Source organism: uncultured Granulicatella sp. (assembly GCF_963516875.1).
Classification (GTDB): domain Bacteria; phylum Bacillota; class Bacilli; order Lactobacillales; family Aerococcaceae; genus Granulicatella.
Map to the genome: position 1 here is coordinate 12,329 of NZ_CAUQCL010000014.1, position 21,127 is coordinate 33,455.

At 33.6% G+C, this 21,127-nt stretch carries 22 protein-coding genes, 1 pseudogene and 1 riboswitch; of the genes and pseudogenes, 9 read left to right on the forward strand and 14 right to left on the reverse strand.

The features are described from left to right. Positions 1-44: 44 nt before the first annotated feature. On the reverse strand, positions 45-623 hold the full coding sequence (locus tag RWM24_RS06240; RefSeq protein ID WP_314112571.1) for an SAG1386/EF1546 family surface-associated protein: 579 nt from the start codon (positions 621-623) through the stop codon (positions 45-47). A 218-nt stretch (positions 624-841) separates the two neighbouring features. Between RWM24_RS06240 and RWM24_RS06245 the strand changes: the two genes are divergently transcribed. Then, positions 842-1,084 (forward strand): ferredoxin, encoded by a 243-nt coding sequence (locus tag RWM24_RS06245; RefSeq protein WP_314112573.1) that lies wholly within the window; start codon positions 842-844, stop codon positions 1,082-1,084. Between the two features lie 77 nt (positions 1,085-1,161). Here RWM24_RS06245 and RWM24_RS06250 read toward each other — a convergent pair whose 3' ends face one another. The 11 genes and pseudogenes from RWM24_RS06250 to RWM24_RS06300 all read right to left on the reverse strand — a co-directional run bounded on the left by RWM24_RS06250 (position 1,162) and on the right by RWM24_RS06300 (position 11,759). Further along, on the reverse strand, positions 1,162-1,899 hold the full coding sequence (locus tag RWM24_RS06250; protein WP_314112575.1) for an amino acid ABC transporter ATP-binding protein: 738 nt from the start codon (positions 1,897-1,899) through the stop codon (positions 1,162-1,164). Between the two features lie 5 nt (positions 1,900-1,904). After that, a pseudogene (locus RWM24_RS06255) lies at positions 1,905-3,570 on the reverse strand (ABC transporter permease subunit). A 144-nt stretch (positions 3,571-3,714) separates the two neighbouring features. Further along, positions 3,715-3,862, reverse strand: a riboswitch (Lysine riboswitch). Positions 3,863-3,938: 76 nt separating this feature from the next. Beyond that, the gene (murC, locus tag RWM24_RS06260) at positions 3,939-5,270 is read right to left on the reverse strand and encodes a UDP-N-acetylmuramate--L-alanine ligase (RefSeq protein WP_314112577.1); all 1,332 of its coding nucleotides are present in this window, start codon (positions 5,268-5,270) and stop codon (positions 3,939-3,941) included. A 21-nt stretch (positions 5,271-5,291) separates the two neighbouring features. Further along, a complete protein-coding gene (locus RWM24_RS06265) occupies positions 5,292-6,026 on the reverse strand; it encodes a hypothetical protein (RefSeq protein WP_314112579.1) in 735 nt (244 codons plus the stop codon). A gap of 23 nt (positions 6,027-6,049) precedes the next feature. Then, complete coding sequence (gene ytpR, locus RWM24_RS06270; protein ID WP_314112581.1) at positions 6,050-6,664, reverse strand: YtpR family tRNA-binding protein; 615 nt, start codon at positions 6,662-6,664, stop codon at positions 6,050-6,052. A gap of 27 nt (positions 6,665-6,691) precedes the next feature. Continuing rightward, complete coding sequence (pepA, locus tag RWM24_RS06275; protein WP_314112582.1) at positions 6,692-7,777, reverse strand: glutamyl aminopeptidase; 1,086 nt, start codon at positions 7,775-7,777, stop codon at positions 6,692-6,694. A gap of 98 nt (positions 7,778-7,875) precedes the next feature. Continuing rightward, positions 7,876-8,208, reverse strand: a complete 333-nt coding sequence (locus RWM24_RS06280) for a PepSY domain-containing protein (RefSeq protein WP_314112583.1) — start codon at positions 8,206-8,208, stop codon at positions 7,876-7,878. Positions 8,209-8,220: 12 nt separating this feature from the next. After that, the gene (gene trmB / locus RWM24_RS06285; RefSeq protein ID WP_314112584.1) at positions 8,221-8,886 is read right to left on the reverse strand and encodes a tRNA (guanosine(46)-N7)-methyltransferase TrmB; all 666 of its coding nucleotides are present in this window, start codon (positions 8,884-8,886) and stop codon (positions 8,221-8,223) included. 5 nt (positions 8,887-8,891) lie between these two features. Further along, positions 8,892-9,689, reverse strand: a complete 798-nt coding sequence (locus RWM24_RS06290; RefSeq protein WP_314112586.1) for a phosphotransferase family protein — start codon at positions 9,687-9,689, stop codon at positions 8,892-8,894. Positions 9,690-9,790: 101 nt separating this feature from the next. Next, entirely contained in the window at positions 9,791-11,023 is a 1,233-nt protein-coding gene (locus RWM24_RS06295) for an ABC transporter permease (protein ID WP_314112588.1), read from the reverse strand. Beyond that, a complete protein-coding gene (locus tag RWM24_RS06300; RefSeq protein ID WP_314112590.1) occupies positions 11,016-11,759 on the reverse strand; it encodes an ABC transporter ATP-binding protein in 744 nt (247 codons plus the stop codon). Before RWM24_RS06300 ends, RWM24_RS06295 begins: the two co-directional genes overlap by 8 nt. 156 nt (positions 11,760-11,915) lie before the next feature. On the opposite strand from RWM24_RS06300, the gene RWM24_RS06305 reads away from it, so the two are divergent. From RWM24_RS06305 to RWM24_RS06335, 7 genes are all read left to right on the forward strand, one after another. Then, positions 11,916-12,338 (forward strand): HIT family protein, encoded by a 423-nt coding sequence (locus RWM24_RS06305; RefSeq protein ID WP_314112592.1) that lies wholly within the window; start codon positions 11,916-11,918, stop codon positions 12,336-12,338. A gap of 30 nt (positions 12,339-12,368) precedes the next feature. Beyond that, positions 12,369-12,713 (forward strand): YtxH domain-containing protein, encoded by a 345-nt coding sequence (locus tag RWM24_RS06310; protein ID WP_314112593.1) that lies wholly within the window; start codon positions 12,369-12,371, stop codon positions 12,711-12,713. After that, positions 12,710-13,582 (forward strand): HAD family hydrolase, encoded by an 873-nt coding sequence (locus RWM24_RS06315; RefSeq protein WP_314112595.1) that lies wholly within the window; start codon positions 12,710-12,712, stop codon positions 13,580-13,582. The genes RWM24_RS06310 and RWM24_RS06315 overlap by 4 nt, the downstream gene beginning before the upstream one ends. Positions 13,583-13,649: 67 nt before the next feature. Next, positions 13,650-13,805: a YvrJ family protein gene (locus tag RWM24_RS06320; protein ID WP_314112597.1), complete on the forward strand. Its 156-nt coding sequence runs from the start codon at positions 13,650-13,652 to the stop codon at positions 13,803-13,805. Positions 13,806-13,923: 118 nt separating this feature from the next. Next, entirely contained in the window at positions 13,924-15,363 is a 1,440-nt protein-coding gene (locus RWM24_RS06325; protein ID WP_314112598.1) for an ABC transporter substrate-binding protein/permease, read from the forward strand. Position 15,364: 1 nt separating this feature from the next. Continuing rightward, entirely contained in the window at positions 15,365-16,096 is a 732-nt protein-coding gene (locus tag RWM24_RS06330; protein ID WP_314112600.1) for an amino acid ABC transporter ATP-binding protein, read from the forward strand. A 62-nt stretch (positions 16,097-16,158) separates the two neighbouring features. Beyond that, on the forward strand, positions 16,159-16,800 hold the full coding sequence (locus tag RWM24_RS06335) for an HD domain-containing protein (RefSeq protein WP_314112602.1): 642 nt from the start codon (positions 16,159-16,161) through the stop codon (positions 16,798-16,800). 613 nt (positions 16,801-17,413) lie between these two features. Here the strand turns inward: RWM24_RS06335 and rho are convergent. Then, positions 17,414-18,679, reverse strand: coding sequence for a transcription termination factor Rho (gene rho / locus RWM24_RS06340; protein ID WP_314112603.1), 1,266 nt, complete (start codon positions 18,677-18,679; stop codon positions 17,414-17,416). Position 18,680: 1 nt separating this feature from the next. Beyond that, positions 18,681-19,943: a UDP-N-acetylglucosamine 1-carboxyvinyltransferase gene (locus RWM24_RS06345; RefSeq protein ID WP_314112616.1), complete on the reverse strand. Its 1,263-nt coding sequence runs from the start codon at positions 19,941-19,943 to the stop codon at positions 18,681-18,683. Positions 19,944-20,104: 161 nt separating this feature from the next. On the opposite strand from RWM24_RS06345, the gene RWM24_RS06350 reads away from it, so the two are divergent. Then, the gene (locus RWM24_RS06350; protein WP_314112604.1) at positions 20,105-21,100 is read left to right on the forward strand and encodes a biotin--[acetyl-CoA-carboxylase] ligase; all 996 of its coding nucleotides are present in this window, start codon (positions 20,105-20,107) and stop codon (positions 21,098-21,100) included. Positions 21,101-21,127 lie beyond the last annotated feature (27 nt).

Genomic DNA, 21,127 nt, shown 5'->3' on the forward strand with positions numbered 1-21,127 from the left:
TATAACAACCTAAAAGGCTGGACTTGCTGCCCAGCCTTTAGCTGTTATTGTCTTGGTTGTAATACTTTTAATTGCATTCCTGGTGAAATGTTATTGCTTGTTAATCCATTAATCGATTTTAATGTATCTACATCCATCCCATGATTCACTGCAATTCTATATAATGTCTCACCAGCTTGAACTGTATAACTTCCATAAGTACCATTTTGATTTTGAGTAGTTGGTGTTTCAGAAGTTGATTGTTCTCTTTGATTATTTTGTTGTCTTGAAGCTGATGATGAAGTTGTGGTGTTAGCATTTGTTGTAGAAGCTGTTGTCTCAACTGTAGTTGTTTCTGCAGCAGTTGTTTCAACTACCTTTGTTAACATTACTTCATCTGCAGTACGAGGCTTCACCTCAGTCTTAGAACTTGTCCAATAGAACCACATCATAAATAAAAGTGGTGATACAACTACAACAATAAATACAAATAATAGCACACTTAACAATGGTGCTGATGTTTTACCATTAGCATTACGAGCACTTCGTGAATACTGACGTGCTTTTTGCGTATCTTCACCAAATTGGCGATCCCATGGTTGCTCTTTTTTTGGGTCTCTTTCATTATTTAAATTATCTGTCATTAAAAATCCTCCTAAATTCAACCACTGTCGTCATTAGACTTTACTCATATAAAACTATAGCATATTTCATCTATAATATGCAATCTTTTCCTTCTCTAGATAGTATTTTAGCATATTTTTTAGTATTGTCATCGCTTTTTTAAATATTTTGAAAATTTTTAAAAAATATGAGAAACTTACAATAATCATAAATTACTATTAGAAATGGAGGCTCTCATATGAATTCAAAAAAAATACAACCTATTTATGGAAAAGTCGATTGTGAGAGTTGTATTGCCTGCGGTATTTGTCAATTAAAAGCTAGCAAACTTTTTGAGTACGATACTGATGGCATAGCTTTTATGAAACATGATAATAATACCGGAAGCCTTCCAATTCCAGAACAAGAAAGAGAAGCCTTTAAAGAGGCCTATACTCATTGCCCAACAGGAGCCATTAAACGAAAAAACTCTCCTTTTTAGTTTACTTTAAAAACAGTTCGGCAGCAGATACCTTTCGATAACTGCTGCCGTCCTTTACTACTATCAGAAAAGTCAAATTAAGACAATACACGCATTAAGAACTCTTTTGTTCTTTCTTTTTGTGGATTTGTAAAGATTTGCTCTGCAGTTCCCTCTTCAGCAATAACCCCTTTATCCATAAAGATAACACGGTCACTGACATCTCTAGCAAATTCCATTTCATGAGTTACAATAATCATTGTTAATCCAGTATGAGCTAAACTCTTCATTGTCTCTAAAACTTCATTTACCATCTCTGGATCTAATGCAGAAGTTGGTTCGTCAAATAATAATACATCTGGTTGCATTGATAATGCTCTAGCAATTGCTACACGTTGTTTTTGTCCACCAGACAATTGACGAGGACGAGCATTTAAGTATGCACTCATACCAACTTTTTCTAAGAAACCTTTCGCAATTTCCTCAGCTTCTTCTTTAGATTTTTTCAACACTTTAATAGGACCAACTGTACAGTTTTCTAATACATTTAAGTTATTAAACAAATTAAATTGTTGGAAAACCATTCCTAAATGAGTACGATATTCATAAATATTTGTATCTTCATCTAAAATATTTTTCCCGTTATATAAAATTTCACCTGAAGTTGGTTTTTCTAATAAGTTTACACAACGTAATAAAGTAGATTTTCCTGAACCTGAAGAACCAATAATCGTTACTACTTCACCAGACTGCACTGAAAATGAAATATCTTTTAGGACTTCATGAGTCCCGAATACTTTATTTAAATGTTTAATCGTTACTACTTCTTGACTCATGACTCTTATCCTTTCCCTTTCGTTTTTTCGTACACAGATGCCATTGAATTAGAGTTTAATGGATCTGAATGAATAATTTCATAGTTATCTGGACCGTCCATTTTACGTTCAATATAACGTAAAATTTGTGTTAAAACTGTTGTCATAATGAAGTATAAAATTAATGTGACAAAGAATGTTTCAAAGTATCGGAAATTTGCTCCCGCAACTGTTTTTGTTGCAAAGTATAATTCAGAAACAGAAATTACGTTTAACACAGAAGTATCTTTAATGTTAATTACAAACTCATTTCCTGTTGCAGGTAAAATATTACGAATAACTTGAGGGAAAATAACATTCATCATTGTTTGAGTATGCGTCATCCCAATAGCTTGAGCCGCTTCAAATTGTCCTTTATCAATAGAAATAATTCCTCCACGAACAATTTCAGACATATAAGCACCAGTGTTAATGGATACAATGAAAATTGCAGCAAATGTACGATCCATATCAATTCCAAATGCTAAAGCTGAACCATAATAGATAACCATTGCTTGTACAATCATCGGAGTTCCTCTAAAGAACTCTGTATAAGCTGTTAAAATCGCATTAGCAATTTTTAAAGTAATTCTTTTTGATCCTTTTTCTGGCATCGGAATTGTTTTTACTAAACCAATTAATAAACCGATAACTGTTCCAATAATTGTACCGATAATAGAAATATATAATGTCACCCAAGCTCCATTTAGAAACATTGGCCAATTATCTTGTATAATTTTGATAATCCATTCAATATTCATCTTTTGTCCTCTTTCTTTTTTTAATTATGTATCTAGAAGGGTTCCCCCTTCTAGTCTAATAAAATATGTTATTTTGCCGTTAGTTTGCTGCAGGTTGATTTTTGATTGCTTCATCCATAATTTGTTGACGTTCTGCATCAGAAATTTCTGATAAAGCTTTGTTAATAGCATCTTTTAATGGGCTATTTTTTTTCAATCCAACAGCTGTATCTGTATCTTCATCACTTGCTTGGAATCCATCTGTTAATTTAATCATAACGAAATCTGAATTTGCAGCTTGAGCAGAAACACCTTCAGGTAATTCAGAAACATACGCATCAATTGTTCCAGCTTGTAATGCTACACGCATTGCAGGGAAGTTATCCATTGCAGGTTGTTTTGCAACGCCTGGAATTTGATCAATTACGCTGTAGTGGAAAGTGTTTAATTGTCCAGTTACTTTAGCGCCTGAGAAGTCAGCTAATGTTTTAGCTTGTTCAAATTTGCTTCCTTTTTTAACAATCATTACTAATTGTGATTTGTAATAGTTGTCAGAAAAATCAATAGCTTCTTTTCTTTCAGCAGTTGGACTCATACCAGCAATGATTGCATCTAGTTTACCAGAAACAACACCAGGTGTTAAGCCATCCCACTCAGTTTTTACAACAACTAATTCTTTATTTAATTTTTTAGCGACACGTTTTGCAATTTCAACATCATAACCGCCAGCATAATCATTTGTTCCTTGGATTTTTACAGCACCATTAGCATCTGTTTGTTGTGTCCAGTTAAATGGAGGATAGCCCGCTTCCATCCCAACCACTAATTGGTTGCTTGATGATTTACTACCACATGCTGCTAACCCTAAACCGATTGCTACAGTTAATAATCCTTTTAATAAATTTTTTTTCATAAAAATCCTCTCCTCTTGGCTATCAACTTCAGGACTCAAATAAAAAAGAGAGATTACGAACAAAAGGTCCGCAATCTCCCCTGAATAGACTCTTATCCTAAAAAAAGTGTACAGAAAAAATTAACATAAACTGCTTTTGCCCGGTAATTGATTGCACTTCACACTGGTCTGGGCAGAGAGTGTGACAGTGACTGACCTATTATGACCAGCCCCCAACATAGCTTTGCTACATTTCGGCGAAATCCCCTTTCCGTAATCACGTACTTTTGTCATCCGCGCCTCAAGTTCAATAACCATATATTTAATTAAGTAATGTTATTCTAGCAAAATGAAAATATGATGTCAACTGTTTTCATTAAATTTTCATATTAATTTTGTGTTGGAGAAGTACTACTTAATAATTGCTCATAAGCAAATTCAAATTTTTGTACATCTCCTGCTCCCATGAAGACAATAACAGCATCTTTATAAGTTAATAATGGAGAAACATTTTCGATTTTCAACACACTAGCTCCACCTTCTACTAACGCTGCTAAATCTTCAATCGAAACATTTCCTGATTTTTCACGAACAGATGCAAAAATATCACATAAATAGACATCGTCCGCTAATGATAAGGCTTTAGCAAATTCATCTAACAAAGCAATCGTTCTTGTAAAAGTATGTGGTTGAAAAACAGCTACAATTTTCTTTGTAGGATATTTTTGTCTTGCTGCATCTAATGTCGCTCGAATTTCAGACGGATGGTGTGCATAATCATCAATGACTGTAATATCTTTAATTTTTTTCTCTGAAAAACGACGTTTTACTCCACCAAATGTTTTTAAATTAGCTGCCAATTCTTCTGGATTAAAATCATTTAAGTAGTAGAATGTAATAATTGCTAATGCATTCAAAATATTATGGGTTCCAAATGTTGGGATATCGAATTTACCATAAAATTGTCCATGGATATAAACATCAAAATGGCTTCCTTGTGTATCTTTTTCAATATTTTCAGCTACAACATCGTTCCCTTTTGCAATTCCATAATAGGTAATTGGCGTTGTCACATCTAACTCACGTAGTCTTGTATCATCTCCACATGCAATAATTCCTTTTTTCACTTGACGACCAAATGATTCAAAAGCACTTTGAACATCGTCAATATCCGTGTAATAATCAGGATGATCAAAATCAATATTCGTCATAATGGCATAATCAGGTTTATACGCCATAAAATGACGTTTGTATTCACAAGCTTCTAATACAAAATATTCAGATGCTTCTACTCCATGTCCTGTACCATCACCAATTAGATAACTTGTTGGTTCCATTGCACTTAAAACATGCGCTAATAATCCTGTTGTACTTGTTTTCCCATGCGAACCTGTTATTGCAACACTTTGGTATCCTTTTAATAATTCACCTAAAAACTTATGATAACGAATCACTTCAATCCCTTTTTCACGTGCTGCTACTAATTCTTCGTGACTATCTGGGAAAGCATTCCCCGCAATAACAACTTGTCCTTCTTGAATATTATCTGCACTAAACGGAAACATTTTGATTCCCGCATCTTCTAAGCCTTTTTGAGTGAAGAAATAATTCTCCAAGTCAGAACCTTGAACAGAATATCCTTCTCCATGCAATACTAAGGCTAATGCGCTCATTCCTGAACCTTTTATACCCGTAAAATGATAAATTTTACTTTTATCCATGATCAATTCCACTTCCTATTTTTACTTTTGACTATATGGTAATGTATCTTTTCCTTGTTCCTGCTCCATAATCCAAGATAATGTTCGATTCATTGCTCTTCTTTGTTTTCCAGGTAAAGGGTGTAATTCTGGTGCTAAAACTTCCATTGCTTGTGTGTCAGGTAAACTACTCAATAATGTATCCTGAACCATTTGAACTGAAGATAAAGCTGATTGAATTTTTGATGGCATATGATTTGCTTTTTTAACTTCCTCTTGAGCTACAGCTACCTCTTCCACCATAACCAAAGGCGTTTCTTCACTCGAAAAAATTAACAAATCCTCTGCCTCCACTCTTAATCTTTCTTCTAATACTTCATAAGGTATTTCTACCTTTTTCGGTATTGACGGTGTCATTCCTTTTAGAATAGAAGGAACTGTAGAAGGAGTGAATCGTTTTCTTGCAGGCTTTTCTTGTAAAAAACTACGCCATTTCTCCCGATTATTTCCTCTTTGACTACTTTCTTTAAAGGATTGGAAAATTCCATCTTTTGTCTGAGGAGCATCTTTTTCTTCTAAAGCAGATTTCTGTTGCTTTGAAAAGGGCAAATAATGTTCCACAGTCGTTTCCTGTTCACTGTCTTGATTTGTTCCAAAATAAATTTCTTCTTTTGGGTGTAAATAATTTGGAAAATCTACCCACTTTCTTTTGGAACTTTGTTTATTTGGTAAATATTGATTACTAATCTCTCTGATCGAACGATGGCTATCTGACAATAATACCACTCCTCTTCGATTTTTTAACCTTTAAACGGCTCTCCAATAACAGCATCATCATTTAATACTAAAATTCCTTTTTTAGCTGGAGCATTTTCTAATCCTAATTCACGAGCAGAACATAACATTCCGTGACTTGCTACGCCACGTAATTCTCCTGACCAAATAATACTTCCATTTGGCATTACAGTTCCTGGTGTAGCTACTACAACTTTTTGTCCTGCTTTTACATTTGGAGCTCCACAAACAATTTGTAATACAGTATCTTGGCTAACACGTGTTTGTGTAACATGTAAATGATCTGAGTCTTCATGAGGAACACAAGTTTCAACGTATCCAACAACTAAAGTATCTTTTGGAGATAAATCTAATGCTTCACCATCAAATCCAGCTTCTTGGATTAATGATTTCACAATTGCTTGTTCTTCCTCTGATAAAAATTGTTGTCCCGCTTTTTCAAAACGGATATGATTTGAAATTCCTGCAATATTGTAACCAATCACTGTATTTGTTTTTTCATCAAATCCACGTGTTACTCCATTTTTTGTTTCAATTGTAACATCATAACGACTTGCCGCCCCTGATGTTAATAATAATGTATCTGAAATGCCTTCTTGATTATAAAAACTTAACCACATAGTAATCTCCTTAAAAGTATTTTTTTATTAATTTGTTCTTCCATCTAAAATAGTATCAACCGTACTACGATCTAATGCACGAATCGTTTGAATAACCATTTCACGTGCTGCTTCATAATCTTTAATGGAGAACATTGTTTGATGCGTATGAATATAACGAGCACATACCCCAATAACTGCACTTGGAACTCCTTGATTCATTAAGTGAGCTTTTCCTGCATCTGTTCCACCTTGAGAAACAAAGTATTGGAATGGAATATTATGAGTTAAAGCCGTATCTTCTAAAAATTCCTTCATACGAGGTAAAGTAATCATGCCTGGATCCAAAATTCGTAATAAAAATCCTTGATCTAAATGTCCAAATGTATCCTTTGAACCTGTTAAATCATCCGCAGCAGAACAATCTACCGCAAAGAATAAATCAGGATTGAATTTTGTAACACTCGGTCCTGTTCCACGTAATCCAACCTCTTCTTGAACATTTGCTCCAGCAATTAATGTATTTGGTAATGCTTCATTTTGTAATTCACGTAAAGCTTCTAATACTACAGTACAACCATAACGATTATCCCATGATTTTGCAATCATTCGTTTTTTATTCGCTGTCCAAATCGTTTCAACCATTGGAACAATGGTATCTCCAGGACGAACTCCATATTCTTCAGCTTCTTCTTTTGAAGTAAATCCAGCATCAAATAAAATATCTGTTACTTTCACAGATGCTTGTTGCCCACCAGCCGCACGTAATAAATGTGGAGGAATTGAACTTGAAATTACAGGATAATCTCCTTTACGAGTTTGTAATGTAAATCGTTGCGCAGAAACGACATATGGATTCCATCCACCTAACGGGCTTACTTTTAATAAACCTGTTGCAGTAATATTGGTTACCATAAATCCAACTTCGTCCATATGAGCGGCAATCATAATTTTAGGGGCATTGGCATCTTTATGGTCACGAACCCCAAAAATCCCACCTAAACCATCTTGCTCGATACGATCGACTAATGGTTCCAATTCTTTTCTCATAAATTCTCGAACATTTTTTTCATGTCCACTAGTTGATTGTAATTCTGTTAAAGTTTTAATTAAACTTTCTGTTTTCTTTTCCATTTTCTTACCTCCATAAGAATAAAAAGCTCGAATGTACCGTTCCCAGTCCTTTCAGAGCTCCTTTTTTACGTCGCTCTTTCTATGAGCTTTCCTCACCATTAGGCTGACGCTATTTTATATAAATCTAGAACTGCACCCGTTTTTGCATCTGCAAAAAATTCATATTGCACTAATTCTTCTTGTTCTTTACGAGTAATGCCACCATAGTATACATAACCACTAAAATCTTCTTGTTCAATATACACGGGTTCCATTTCAATCCATGAACCTTCAATCGTTCCTACAACAGTAAATAAACGACGAACATTCCCTACAATAACATCCCCATTGACTAATTTCTTTTCATAAAATTTAGAAACAAGCCATGCTCCTAGAAAAGCTCCAGTTGCAAGGAAAAATCCTGCTGTAAAAGATGATTTATTTTTTGACATTTTACCACTCCTCTACTTTACTTCATAGGGATGACGTTCTTTTGGAAAAATTGCTTCTACTCGATAAATTGGATGTCCTTTAGCAGAAAATTTTTCTTCATATTCGGTCATCACATTGCCTTCAAACTCTACTTGGTGTAAATCTAACCACACTTGTTTTAAAATCATTCCAAATTGAGAGAACGAAGCTAAACTATATTCAAATAAGCCTCGATTATCTGTTTTAAAATGAATTTCACCCTCTAGTGGTAATACTTGTTCATATGCTTTTAGAAAATCTGCATGAGTCAAGCGTCTTTTAGCATGACGTTTTTTAGGCCATGGATCAGAGAAATTCAAATAAATTCGATCAACTTCAGCATCTTCAAAATAATCTGTCACTGTTCCACCATCAATATGTAATAATTGTAAATTCGGAACTTCAGCTGCTAATGCTTTTTCTAGCGCAACAACAATCACACTTGTTTGAATTTCAATACCAATATAATTAATATTAGGATTTTTCTTAGCCATCTCACTAACAAATTGACCTTTTCCAGAACCAATTTCAATATGAATTGGATGATCATTTCCAAAACGCTCTTTCCAATGTCCTTTCCATTCTTCTGGATTTTGAATTACCATTTCTGGATGAGCTAATAAAGTATCTTTAGCCCATGGTTTATTTCTTAAACGCAATCTTGTTACTCCTCTTCTTTCATCAAACGATGATTGTAAATTGATTTTACAACTAAAATCTTTTCATTCATTTCATAATAACGACCTTCAAAATGACTTTTCTTAATAAAGTTTAAACAATTCATTAACGCATACCATTCAATTCGTTGGTAAATATTCGTTGATAAGTTTAAACCATAGGCATCTAGCCACTCTCCCCACTGATGAACAGGAATATATTGGGTCAAAATCATTGTCAAATCCGATACAGGATCAGCTAAACGAACCATTTCCCAATCAATTAAATATAATTTATCATTTGCCAATAAGAAATTACGACGATCTAAATCTCCATGACAAACGGTTTTCCCTGCTTCTAATACAAGCGGTAATGTTTCTTTTAAATAATCTAACACTTCAGATAAAAAACGATGCGTTTGTAAACCGGACTGTAAATTGACTAAATAATCTTCAATAAAATGCTGAGCAGTATATTCTTCCCCTTGAATTTTTTGAAGCATTAATAGTAAATTTGGAGATTGATGGATTTCCTTTAATAAATCAATCACTTCCATCGAATTCATTTCTTCAGTTGTTAAGGATCGACCAGATAACCATTCTTGAGCAGTCAAAACATCTCCATTTCCTGCTCGTTTGGTCCACATTAATTTAGGGGCAATGCCTTCACCAGATAAAGCAGCTAAAAATGGGGATGAGTTTCTTTTTAAAAAGACTCTCTCCTGAGCCCGAACTGCCATATAAGCTTGACCGGTATCTCCCCCAATTGGATGTAATTCCCATCCTGCATCCATATTTTGTTCCATATTTCTATCCCTACCGACCATTTCTGAGTTTATTCGTTATCTTTCATTGTATGCTGTCCTATTGTTCTCGTCAAGTTTATAGGCAAATTTCTATTTCTTTTTTAACGTCTTTTCTTTTTTCGATTTAGACGTGGTTTTAAATACCCATATAAGAAAGTTGCTGACAAAACGGGATACCATACAAGTCCTGCTAATACAAAAATATTTTTTGAAACTAATACCGTTAATAAGGTAATAATAACACTTGAGCCAAATACCAATTGTAATACAACTCCAATAAAATCATCCATCATTTCCTTTGGTTCATATAACGAATGAATATAAATCGAATGAGCTTTTGGATGTTTGTATAAAGAAGCAAATTGGAAACAAATCACTAAAACCATTATCGACTGAATTGCCATGATCCAGTACCAAATCGAACTAGCAAATGATAATAAGATCGTTGCAACAATCATTTGAAGTAACACCGTCACATAATTGGAACTTCTTAACGCTGTTCGAACTAATAAGTAACGATAAGGATGAATCCGATTTGGTGTTAGTTTTTCCACGAAAATATCTAATGATTGATTACGTTTAGCTTGATGTTTCTTCAAAAATGGTACATCTACAAATAAAGCAATCACTCGAAAAATTCTCTGTTGACGCACTTGTTCACAATGAATCATTTCATTCCACTTAAAATGTACCGGTTTAGTAGCAGCAAAGCGATTCAATCCAATTGAAAGAATTAACAATACGAAAGCTAACAATAGTGAAAAACTATTTGGAATAAGTAAAAGAATTCCGAATAAACAAATACTATTTACGATATATAGTGCTACAGTATAAAACGAATTCTTCGGCAATTTCCCTTCGAAAATTGATTTTTGAACCATAAAATGGAATCCTTTTAAAGATAATAGCGTTAAAAAAATAGCAATAAATGCCATTATTCCATTTCCAAATGCTTGCATAAAAATCGGTAATACAAAAATCGTTGCGATAATATTCATCACTAATGGAAAAATCCAACTATATCGAATCGCACGTTTAAAATAAGGTTTAAAATCTTCACCAATGACACTTAAAAAGTGGACATCAGCCTCTTCCAAATAAGTAGCGATTTCACCTAACAATGGAAAAATAGCTAAAAATAAACTAACAATTAACATTAAAGGCCATTCTAAAATACGAATGGTTTTTAACCATGTTGAATATTGAAATAATAGAAAGCCAAATAAGAAAAAGAACACAATCATAAAATGATCATTCATCATATATTTGGCATATTTCATTACTTTTTTCTGATAAGTCTTAAAACGACTTCCCCACAATTGTTCACTATTCATGATGATCACCTGTATTCGTTGTTAATGCAAAATACACGTCTTCTAAAGAAGTTTCTTCAATTCGAACTTCGCTTTTAAGCGTTTCTAAATCTCCTTGCGCTTGAACCAATCCATCATGTAGCACAATGAAACGATCACAATATTTTTCTGCAGTATCTAGCACATGCGTAGACATTAAAATGGCAGCACCAGATTCTTTTTTCTCTCTTAACACTTTTAATAATGTACGAATCCCTAGTGGGTCTAATCCTAAAAATGGTTCATCGACCACATATAACGGAACGTCTAACATTAAGGCACAAACAATGAGTACCTTTTGCTTCATTCCTTTTGAAAAATATGCTGGAAACCAATCTAATTGTTTCGTTAAACGAAACTGTTCTACTAATTCCATCGCACGATGCATTGTTTCTGGAGTATCTTGTTGATATGCACGAGCGGTTAATTCAATATGTTCTCTAAAGGTTAATTCTTCATATAATACAGGTGTCTCAGGAATAACTGAAATTAAACAACGATAATCTCTGACACTTTCCTCAACTGTATGTCCTTGAATCGAAATCTTCCCTGAAAATGGTTGAATATAATTTGTAATACATTTAATCGTTGTACTTTTTCCTGCACCATTTAATCCAATGAGTCCACAAATTTCTCCAGATTTCACTTCAAAAGAAACTTCTTTAATGACAGGAACTTGAGTATAACCAGCTGTTATATGTTCTACTTTTAATGTCATAATTTTCTCCAATCCTAAACAATTTAGCATTATTATATCAAAAATTCAGTCTAGTTCCTAGAAACTTTCATTTAAAGAAAAACTTCGCAATTTCATTGCATTCCTTCACTACTCGTGGTACGATTTGCCTATACAATTTAAGGAGGTTTTTTTATTATGTCAGATTGCATTTTTGATAAAATTATTTCTAAAGAAATTCCGGCACATATTGTCTACGAAGATGAAGTTGTGATTGCCTTTTTAGACTTAGGACAAGTAACTCCAGGTCATACATTAGTCGTTCCAAAAAAACATGTAAAAGATATTTTTGAATACGATGAAGAATTAGCAGCAGCCGTATTCAGTAGAATTCCAAAAATCGCTCGTGCTTTAAAAGCAATGAACCCCGAAGTAAAAGGTGTAAATATTTTAAATAATAATGGTGAGGTCGCTTTCCAAAGCGTCTTCCACTCTCATATCCATTTAATTCCTCGTTACAAACATGAAGAGGGCTTTGGATTAAAATGGGAAACTCATGACTATTCTCACGAAGAATTAGCAACGATTGCCCAAAATATTGCTAATCATGTAGAACAATAAACAAAAAATTCAAAAAACGGAGAAAAACTTATGAAAAAATTCGTAAAGGGATTACTTTTTGGAAGTATTGTTGGAGGAACAATTGCCCTACTAACAACAAAGCAAAATGGTAAAAAAAATCGTGAACAACTATACGACAATATCGTAACTTTATCTGAAGAAATTTCTACTGTTAGTACAGGAGTACCTGTTATTCAGCACGGTGTGAAACAATTACAATATTATGTTATCCCTCAAGTTAAAGAAATTTCTCAAGACATTATAGAAGATGTTCAAAATTTCAAACATATGAGTCAACCACGAATTAAGAGAATTCAAGAACATCTATCATCACTTCGACAGCATATTCAAGAAGCGAAAAAGGAGAACTTATGATTCGATTATTTGCCAGTGATATGGATGGCACAATTTTACAAGATCACTCTACTATTCATCCCGATAATGTTAAAATGGTACGTTATTTACAAGATAAAAACATTCCATTTATCATTTGTACAGGAAGAGATTTTTACCAAGCATCTCTTTGTTTAAAACCTGAAAATTTACAATGCCCCATTATCGGATTAAATGGTGCTATTATTTATGAAGAAGATGGTACGATTTTAAAAGAAGTTACACTTTCTCATGAGGATACACGTGCACTTATTCAAAAAATTGAATTGCATCAAAACAATTGGGATATGATGACTTCAAATGGAATCTATTCCTTACACTTTGAAGAAAAATTTGCTAAAAAAGTAGAAACCTTCAAACATAATCATCCAGAATTAACACCTGCTAAATTAGAAGAAGAACTCATTAAATTAAGACAGCTCTTTGAAGCAATCGATGTTTCTAGTGTTGAAGAAGTACTAGCAGATCCATCCGTTAAAATTTACAAAATTTTAACATCCAATGATGAACAAGAATCTGCTTTATTAGAGATTCGTTCTTTTGTCGATACACAATTACCAAATCTCGTTGCAACTTCATCATTTAGAACGAATATTGAAGTAACCCACAAAGATGCTCAAAAAGGAATCGCTCTTCACCATTATGCAGAAACTTTAGGAATCTCCATGGAAGAAGTTTTTACGATTGGGGATAATTCAAATGATGTATCTATGTTAAAACTTGCTGGATACAGTGTCGCAATGGGAAATGCTAACCAAGAAGCTATGGCCACTGCTAAATATCAAACAGACGATAACAAACATGGTGGAGTCGCCAAAGCGATTCAAAAGTGTTTAGAACAACAAAATTAACGCATTACCTCCTTTATGGGGGTAATTTTTTTATGGAATTTCCTTTTTTAATATAGGAGGTGATTTCATGGAAGCAGATATTTTACAACCACTCATTGCTTTAATTAGCAATGTGGGATTTCCTATTGCAATGAGTATTTATTTACTGCATCGAATGGAACAACGGTTAGATACCATGATTCAATTATTAAGTGATTTGAATCATCATTTAAAAAACGATTAGTCAGAGATACAGGTCTCATGTCAGAAAATGTAACATGACATGAGACCTGTTTTTTGTTTTTTTGTTAAGAGTCTAGTAAAATAGGCTCACATTAATATTTAACAATATGGAGGATCTTATGAATTTAAACATGAACATGAAGAAAAAGAGCTTCTGGATTAGCTTATTAGGAATATTATTCTTCCTTATCTCTACTCCAATCGAAGCTTCGACAAAAAAATATACCATTGCCACAGATACAACTTTTGCTCCATTTGAATTTCAAGATACTTCTGGAAATTATGTTGGAATTGATATGGATTTAATCAATAAAATTGCAAAAGAAGAAAATTTTGAAATTGAAATTAAAGCTCTTGGCTTTAATGCTGCCGTTCAAGCTTTAGAAGCTGGACAAGTAGATGCGGTTATTGCAGGAATGAGTATAACAGATGAAAGAAAACAAAAATTTGATTTCACAGATTCTTATTTTGATAGCGGTATTGGAATGGCAGTAAGTACTTCAAGTAATATTAGTACATACGAAGAACTTCGTGGAAAAAATGTAGCTGTTAAGATTGGGACACAAGGCACAAGTTTTGCTTCTTCTATTAAAGAGCAATATGGTTTTACAATTTCAACATTTGAAGATTCAGCAAATATGTATCAAGATGTAGTCAGTGGAAATAGTGTTGCTACTTTTGAAGATTATCCAGTTTTAGGTTATGCAATTCGCAGCAATCACTTACCAATGACATTAACATCTTATAAAGAACAAGTAACTCAATATGGAGTTGCGGTATTAAAAAATCAAAATACTGAATTTATTGAAGCTTTTAATCGTGGCTTATCAACTCTAAAAGCAAATGGTGAATATGATAAAATTTTAAACAAATATATCGGAACAGATGATTCTACTACTGCCACTACTGAAGATACAAGCTTGTTAGGATTATTAAAAACAAATGCTCCAACTCTTTTAAGTGGATTATGGAATACCATTTGGATTACATTTGTTTCACTAGCAATTGCAACTATTATCGGTGTTCTTTTAGGATTAATGAGAACTAGTCGTATTTCTATTTTAGAAACAATTGCAACACTTTATATTGATTTTATGCGTGGTATTCCACTAATTGTTTTAACATTCTTTATTTATTTTGGGATTCCACAAGCATTTAATTTTCGTTTAGATGCAACAGTTGCTGCTATTTCAACATTAGGATTAAATGCTGCGGCATATATTGCTGAAATAGTTCGTGGTGGTATTAATGCAATCGATAAAGGACAAAGCGAAGCTGCGATGAGTTTAGGATTACCATATTACAAATCAATGCAAAAAATTATTTTACCGCAAGCGATTCGTTTAATGGTTCCATCATTTATTAACCAATTTGTTATTACTTTGAAAGATACTTCAATTTTATCAATTATAGGACTTGTAGAATTAACACAAACTGGTAAAATAATTATTGCAAGAAACTTACAATCAAGTTCAATGTGGTTTATTGTTGGTATGATGTACTTAATCGTTATTACTCTATTAACAAAAATTTCAGCACGTTTAGAAAGGAAAGCATAAGATGGCAATTATCGAAGTAAAAGGCCTTAAAAAAAATTATGGTGAATTAGAAGTCTTAAAATCGATTGATTTAGAAATCGAAGAAGGACAAGTCGTTTGTATTATCGGTCCATCTGGATCTGGAAAATCAACATTTTTACGTTGCTTAAATCGTCTAGAAAAAACAACAGCAGGAAAAGTTATTGTTGATGGATATGATTTAACCGATAAAAATACAGATTTAAACTTTGTTCGTCAAGAAATCGGAATGGTATTCCAACACTTTAATTTATTTCCTCATTTAACAATTAAAGAAAATATTACATTAGCTCCTGTTGAATTAGGACGTGAAACAAAAGAAGATGCAGACAAACACGCTTTAGAATTATTAGGAATGGTTGGACTTGAAGATAAAGCAGACGTTTATCCAAAAACATTATCTGGTGGTCAAAAACAACGTGTAGCCATTGCCCGTGCTTTAGCGATGAAGCCAAAAATGTTATTATTCGATGAACCAACTTCTGCTCTTGACCCTGAAATGGTTGGGGATGTATTAGAAGTAATGCAACAATTAGCAAAAGATGGGATGACAATGGTTGTGGTAACCCACGAAATGGGATTTGCCCGTGAAGTAAGTGACCGTGTAATCTTCATGGATGGCGGTTATGTTGTGGAAGATGGTACACCAGAACAAATCTTTAAAAATCCGCAACACAATCGTACACAAGACTTTTTAAACAAAGTGTTACATTAATCATTAAAGAAGACTTTTGGAATTCCAAAAGTCTTTTTATTCGATATAGGAAAGGAAAAAGAATGAACGAAAAAGAAATCATTATTGAGATTCAAAAAGAAATGAAAAAATTTTTTACTCAAGAAACTACCGGGCATGATTGGTATCATATTGAGAGAGTATGGAAAAATGCCCAAAAAATTGCTGCACATTATCCTGAAGCTAATCCATTACAAATTGAGTTAGCTGCCCTACTTCACGATCGTTATGATCATAAAATTGTTTCTAATGTAGAACAAGCCAAACTAGAAGTGAGAGATTTATTAGTACAACATGGATTAACCAAAGAGTTAATTGAAAAAATTCTCTATTCTATTGATGCAGTTGGGTTTCGTAATGGGAAAAACCCGCTTCAACCTATTACAATTGAGGACAAAATTGTTCAGGATTCGGATCGACTAGATGCGATTGGTGCAATTGCGATTGCTCGTACTTTTGTTTATTCAGGTGCGCACCAACGTCCGATTTATACAGGAGAATCTCAAGAGGTGTTAGAAAAAGCTCATGAACTTGAAGATACTGCCATTGGACATTTTTTTGAAAAATTATTAACTTTATCTGATACTTTACATACTCCCGAAGCTCGTGAAATCGCAAAAGGACGACATGAATTTATGAAAGAATATTTAACCCAATTTTTCGCAGAATGGGAAGGATTAAAGTGAAAGTTTTTACTCGTGAATAGAAATAAAAAATCATTTTTACTGTTGCGGGACGCCAGCAGCTTTGCTTTAGCAAATCTCATGGCTAAAATTTGAGCCTTGGTCTCAAATTTTCCCGTAATATAAGCCACTATTCTCGTGGCTTATATTACTGCTACGGTAAAAATGTTTTTTCTTTCTATTCACTCTCTTTGATGTGAGTGACGTATTTGTCTTTACTAATACTATAAAATTTGTTTTATAATCATGGAACTAATTCTCATATTTTGAACCTTCTTATCTACAGCACGTAAAAATATAAAATTTTTTTCTAATAGGATTGATACGAAACAATGAGAAAAACTTTACAAGTGAATAGAAACAGAAAAATTTTCATAGTAGCAGTAATAAAAGCCACAAGTTCAGTGGTTTTTATTACAAGGAAAAATTGAGACCTAGGCTCAATTTTTAGCCATGAAACCGTAGGTTTGCTGGCGTCCGGCTACCATGAAAATTTTTCTGTTTCTATTCACTTTTCGTCCGTCCAAAAAAATAGACTTTTCCAAGTAGCATGAGATTGGCATTTACAAGCTAGTTCTGTCCTCTTGCTACTATAGAAAAGTCTTTCGAATAATTTTTACAATATTTCGGTACGCTTTATAAAGTCTTTGTTACTCTTTGTTTCTCTTAATTGCTTCACAATTTGCTCGCTTGTTTCTAGTCCGTCACCCTTCATCGTATTTCGAACTTTCCAAACTGCTTCTAAAACATGAGGTTCCAGTAAAATTTCCTCTTTACGAGTACCTGAACGTTTCACATCAATCGCTGGAAACACACGTCTTTCTGCTAATTCACGAGATAAATGCACTTCCGCATTCCCAGTTCCTTTAAACTCCTCATAAATGACATCATCCATACGGCTTCCGGTTTCAATCAAAGCCGTTGCTAAAATCGTTAAACTTCCACCATCTTCAATATTTCTAGCAGAACCAAAAAATCTCTTAGGACGATAAAAAGCAGCTGGATCAATCCCACCACTTAATGTACGACCAGAAGGTGGAATCGTTAAATTATACGCACGTGCTAAACGTGTAATACTATCCAGTAATACAATCACATCACGACCATCTTCTACTAAACGCAATGCACGCTCTAACACTAATTCACTCACTTTAATATGGTGTTCCGGTGTTTGATCAAAAGTTGAAAATACAACTTCAGCATCTACTGTGCGCTCAATATCTGTTACTTCTTCTGGTCGTTCATCAATTAGTAAAATAATTAATTCCGCATTAGGATAGTTTGTTGTAATCCCATTTGCAATTTCTTTTAATAAACTTGTTTTACCAGCCTTCGGAGGTGCTACAATTAAGCCACGCTGTCCAAAACCAATTGGGCAAATTAAATCTAACATTCTTGAAGCAATTCTTCCTGTTGTTGTTTCTAATTGCATTTGTTTTTCAGGATAAAGTGGTGTTAATCCTGGAAAATGATCTCGTTCTTTTGCTTCTTCAGGGTCTTTCCCATTTACTGCACCAACTTGCATCAAGCCGTTAAACTTTTCCCCCGTACGTGGAGGACGGGCAGGACCTGATACTAAATCTCCATTTCTTAAGGCAAATTTACGAATTTGAGAAGAAGAAATATAAATATCTTCCTGGCTAGTAGAATAATTAATTGGACGTAAGAAACCATATCCTTCCGCATTATTAATATCCAATACCCCTTCTACTTGGAAAAAGCCAGTTGCTTCTTCTTGAGCTCTCATAATCGCTAAAGCTAATTCTTTTTTATTCATCTGCCCATAATAAGGGATTTTATAGTGCTTAGCAAAACCATACATTTCTTTTAAAGTCTTTTGTTGCAAGACGGGTAAAGTTACTGTTTCAATTGTTTCTGACATCTTAATCCTCTTCAATCATTTGGATATCAGCTCCTAGTTGTTGTAAATTTTCAACAATATGAGAATACCCTCTTAAAATATGTTCAATATTACTAATTTTTGTTGTTCCTTTAGCCATTAAACCAGCAATGACTAATGCTGCACCAGCTCGTAAATCACTAGCTGCTACTTCACATCCTGTTAAAGCAGTTGGACCCGTAATTGAAATGACATCATTTTCCACACGTCCTAATGCTCCCATACGATTTAATTCAGGAATATGATTGACACGTTTTGGATAAATCGTATCGATAATTTTAGCTTCTCCTGTGGCTTTCATTAATAATGGCGTAATCGGTTGTTGTAAATCTGTTGCAAAACCTGGATAAGGCAGAGTTTTAATACTCACTGCTTTCAATTCTTTAGATGGGAAAACATGAATATCTTCCTCACCAATCGCCATTTTTACGCCCATTTCTTCCATTTTTGCTAAAAATCCTTCAATATGTTCGAAGATTACATTTTTTACAGTAACTCCTTCACCCACTGCTGCTGCAATCGATAAATACGTTCCTGCTTCAATTCTATCTGGAATAATCGTATGACGGCATCCATGTAATGCTTCCACACCTTCAATACGAATCACACTTGTACCTGCACCTTTGATATTAGCGCCCATTTTATTTAATAAATTCACGACATCAATAATTTCAGGTTCTCTTGCAGCATTTTCAATAATTGTTTTACCTTTTGCTCGAACAGCTGCTAATAAAATATTAATTGTTGCTCCTACAGATACAACGTCCATATAAATACGAGTTCCTGTTAATCCTTGTCCGTTCGTTGATAAATAAATGGCTCCCATTTCATTACGAACATCTGCTCCTAATGCTTTAAATCCTTTAATATGTTGGTCAATTGGTCTAGGTCCTAAGAAACATCCTCCTGGAAGTCCTACAACTCCTTCACCAAATTTTGCAAGAGTCGCACCCATAAAATAATACGAAGCTCTCATACTTTGAATTTTTCCACTTGGCATTGGAATGGATAACATATTCGTTGGATCAATGGTCAATACTCCTTCTTCAAAAGTAGTATGAACATTAAAATCTTTCAAAATTTCAATTAATGCGGCTACATCTTGAATATCTGGAACACCTTCTAATACAACTGGTTCTGATGCTAAAATAGCAGCTGGAATTAAAGCTACTGTACTATTTTTAGCACCGCTAATGGTTACTTCTCCAGTTAGTGGTTTCCCTCCATTAATGACTAATTTTCTCATTGATTCAAATCCTCTCATAACATCTTCTATTCCATTATACCATGCCTCAGTAAAAAGGCATACTTAAAACTACCTTTTTTAGCTGTCAACCATCCTAAAAGATAGCGTTGACAATCGTATTTTTCCTGTATAAAATCAGAAACATAAGGGGAGGGATTTTTATGACCACAAAAGAAGCAGTTTTACAATATCTTCGAGAACATATAGGAGAAGCAATCTCTGGAGAAAAAATAGCACTAGAACTAAACAAATCTAGAACTACCATTTGGAAGGCTATTCAATCTTTAAAAAAGGAGGGGTATACAATCGATTCTACTACTAATAAAGGATATACATTGTCAGAAAATAATGATGTTTTATCCGATAAAGAAATTTTACAAGAACTAATTAATTTACATCATCCTATTGAATGGCATATTCAAACAATGGAATGCACTACTTCAACAAATGATTTAGCAAAAAATTATGCGAATCAACACTCTACTACACCTGCAATTTTTATTAGTGAAGAACAAACTGCAGGAAGAGGTCGATTAGGAAGAGTATTCGTTTCACCTGCAAAAACTGGTTTATATATTAGTCTTTGCTTATTCCCAACTGCACCAATGGAAGATTTATCACTGATTACTTGTGCTACAGCAGTTGCCTACTTAGAAACGATTAAACAATTAACCGATAAATCTCTAGATATTAAATGGGTAAATGATTTATTTTATCGTGAAAAGAAAGTCGGTGGAATTCTGACAGAAGTAATTAGTGATTTTGAATCTCAACAAGTTCAAGCACTCATTGTTGGAATCGGAATTAATTTAATTGACTCACCTCAATCATTCCCTGAAGAATTACACTCAGTTGTTGGCAGTATTTTTTCTTCAAAAGAAGAATATAATGAATCTTCTTTCAATCGTAACCATTTTATTGCAACGTTTTTAGAAAAATGGACATTTTATTATCAAAATCTTTCTAAGAGAGAATTTATCTCTACTTATAAGGAACATTCAAATATAATTGGTAAATTTGTGAATGTATTCGAAGGAAGCCAAACATATTCTGCCTATGCAAAAGACATTGATGAAAATGGACATTTGGTTGTCGAAAAAGAAGATAACAGTTTGTACACATTGTCATATGGTGAGGTTAGTATTCGTACGAAATAATTAATGAATATATAGGTTTATCAATAG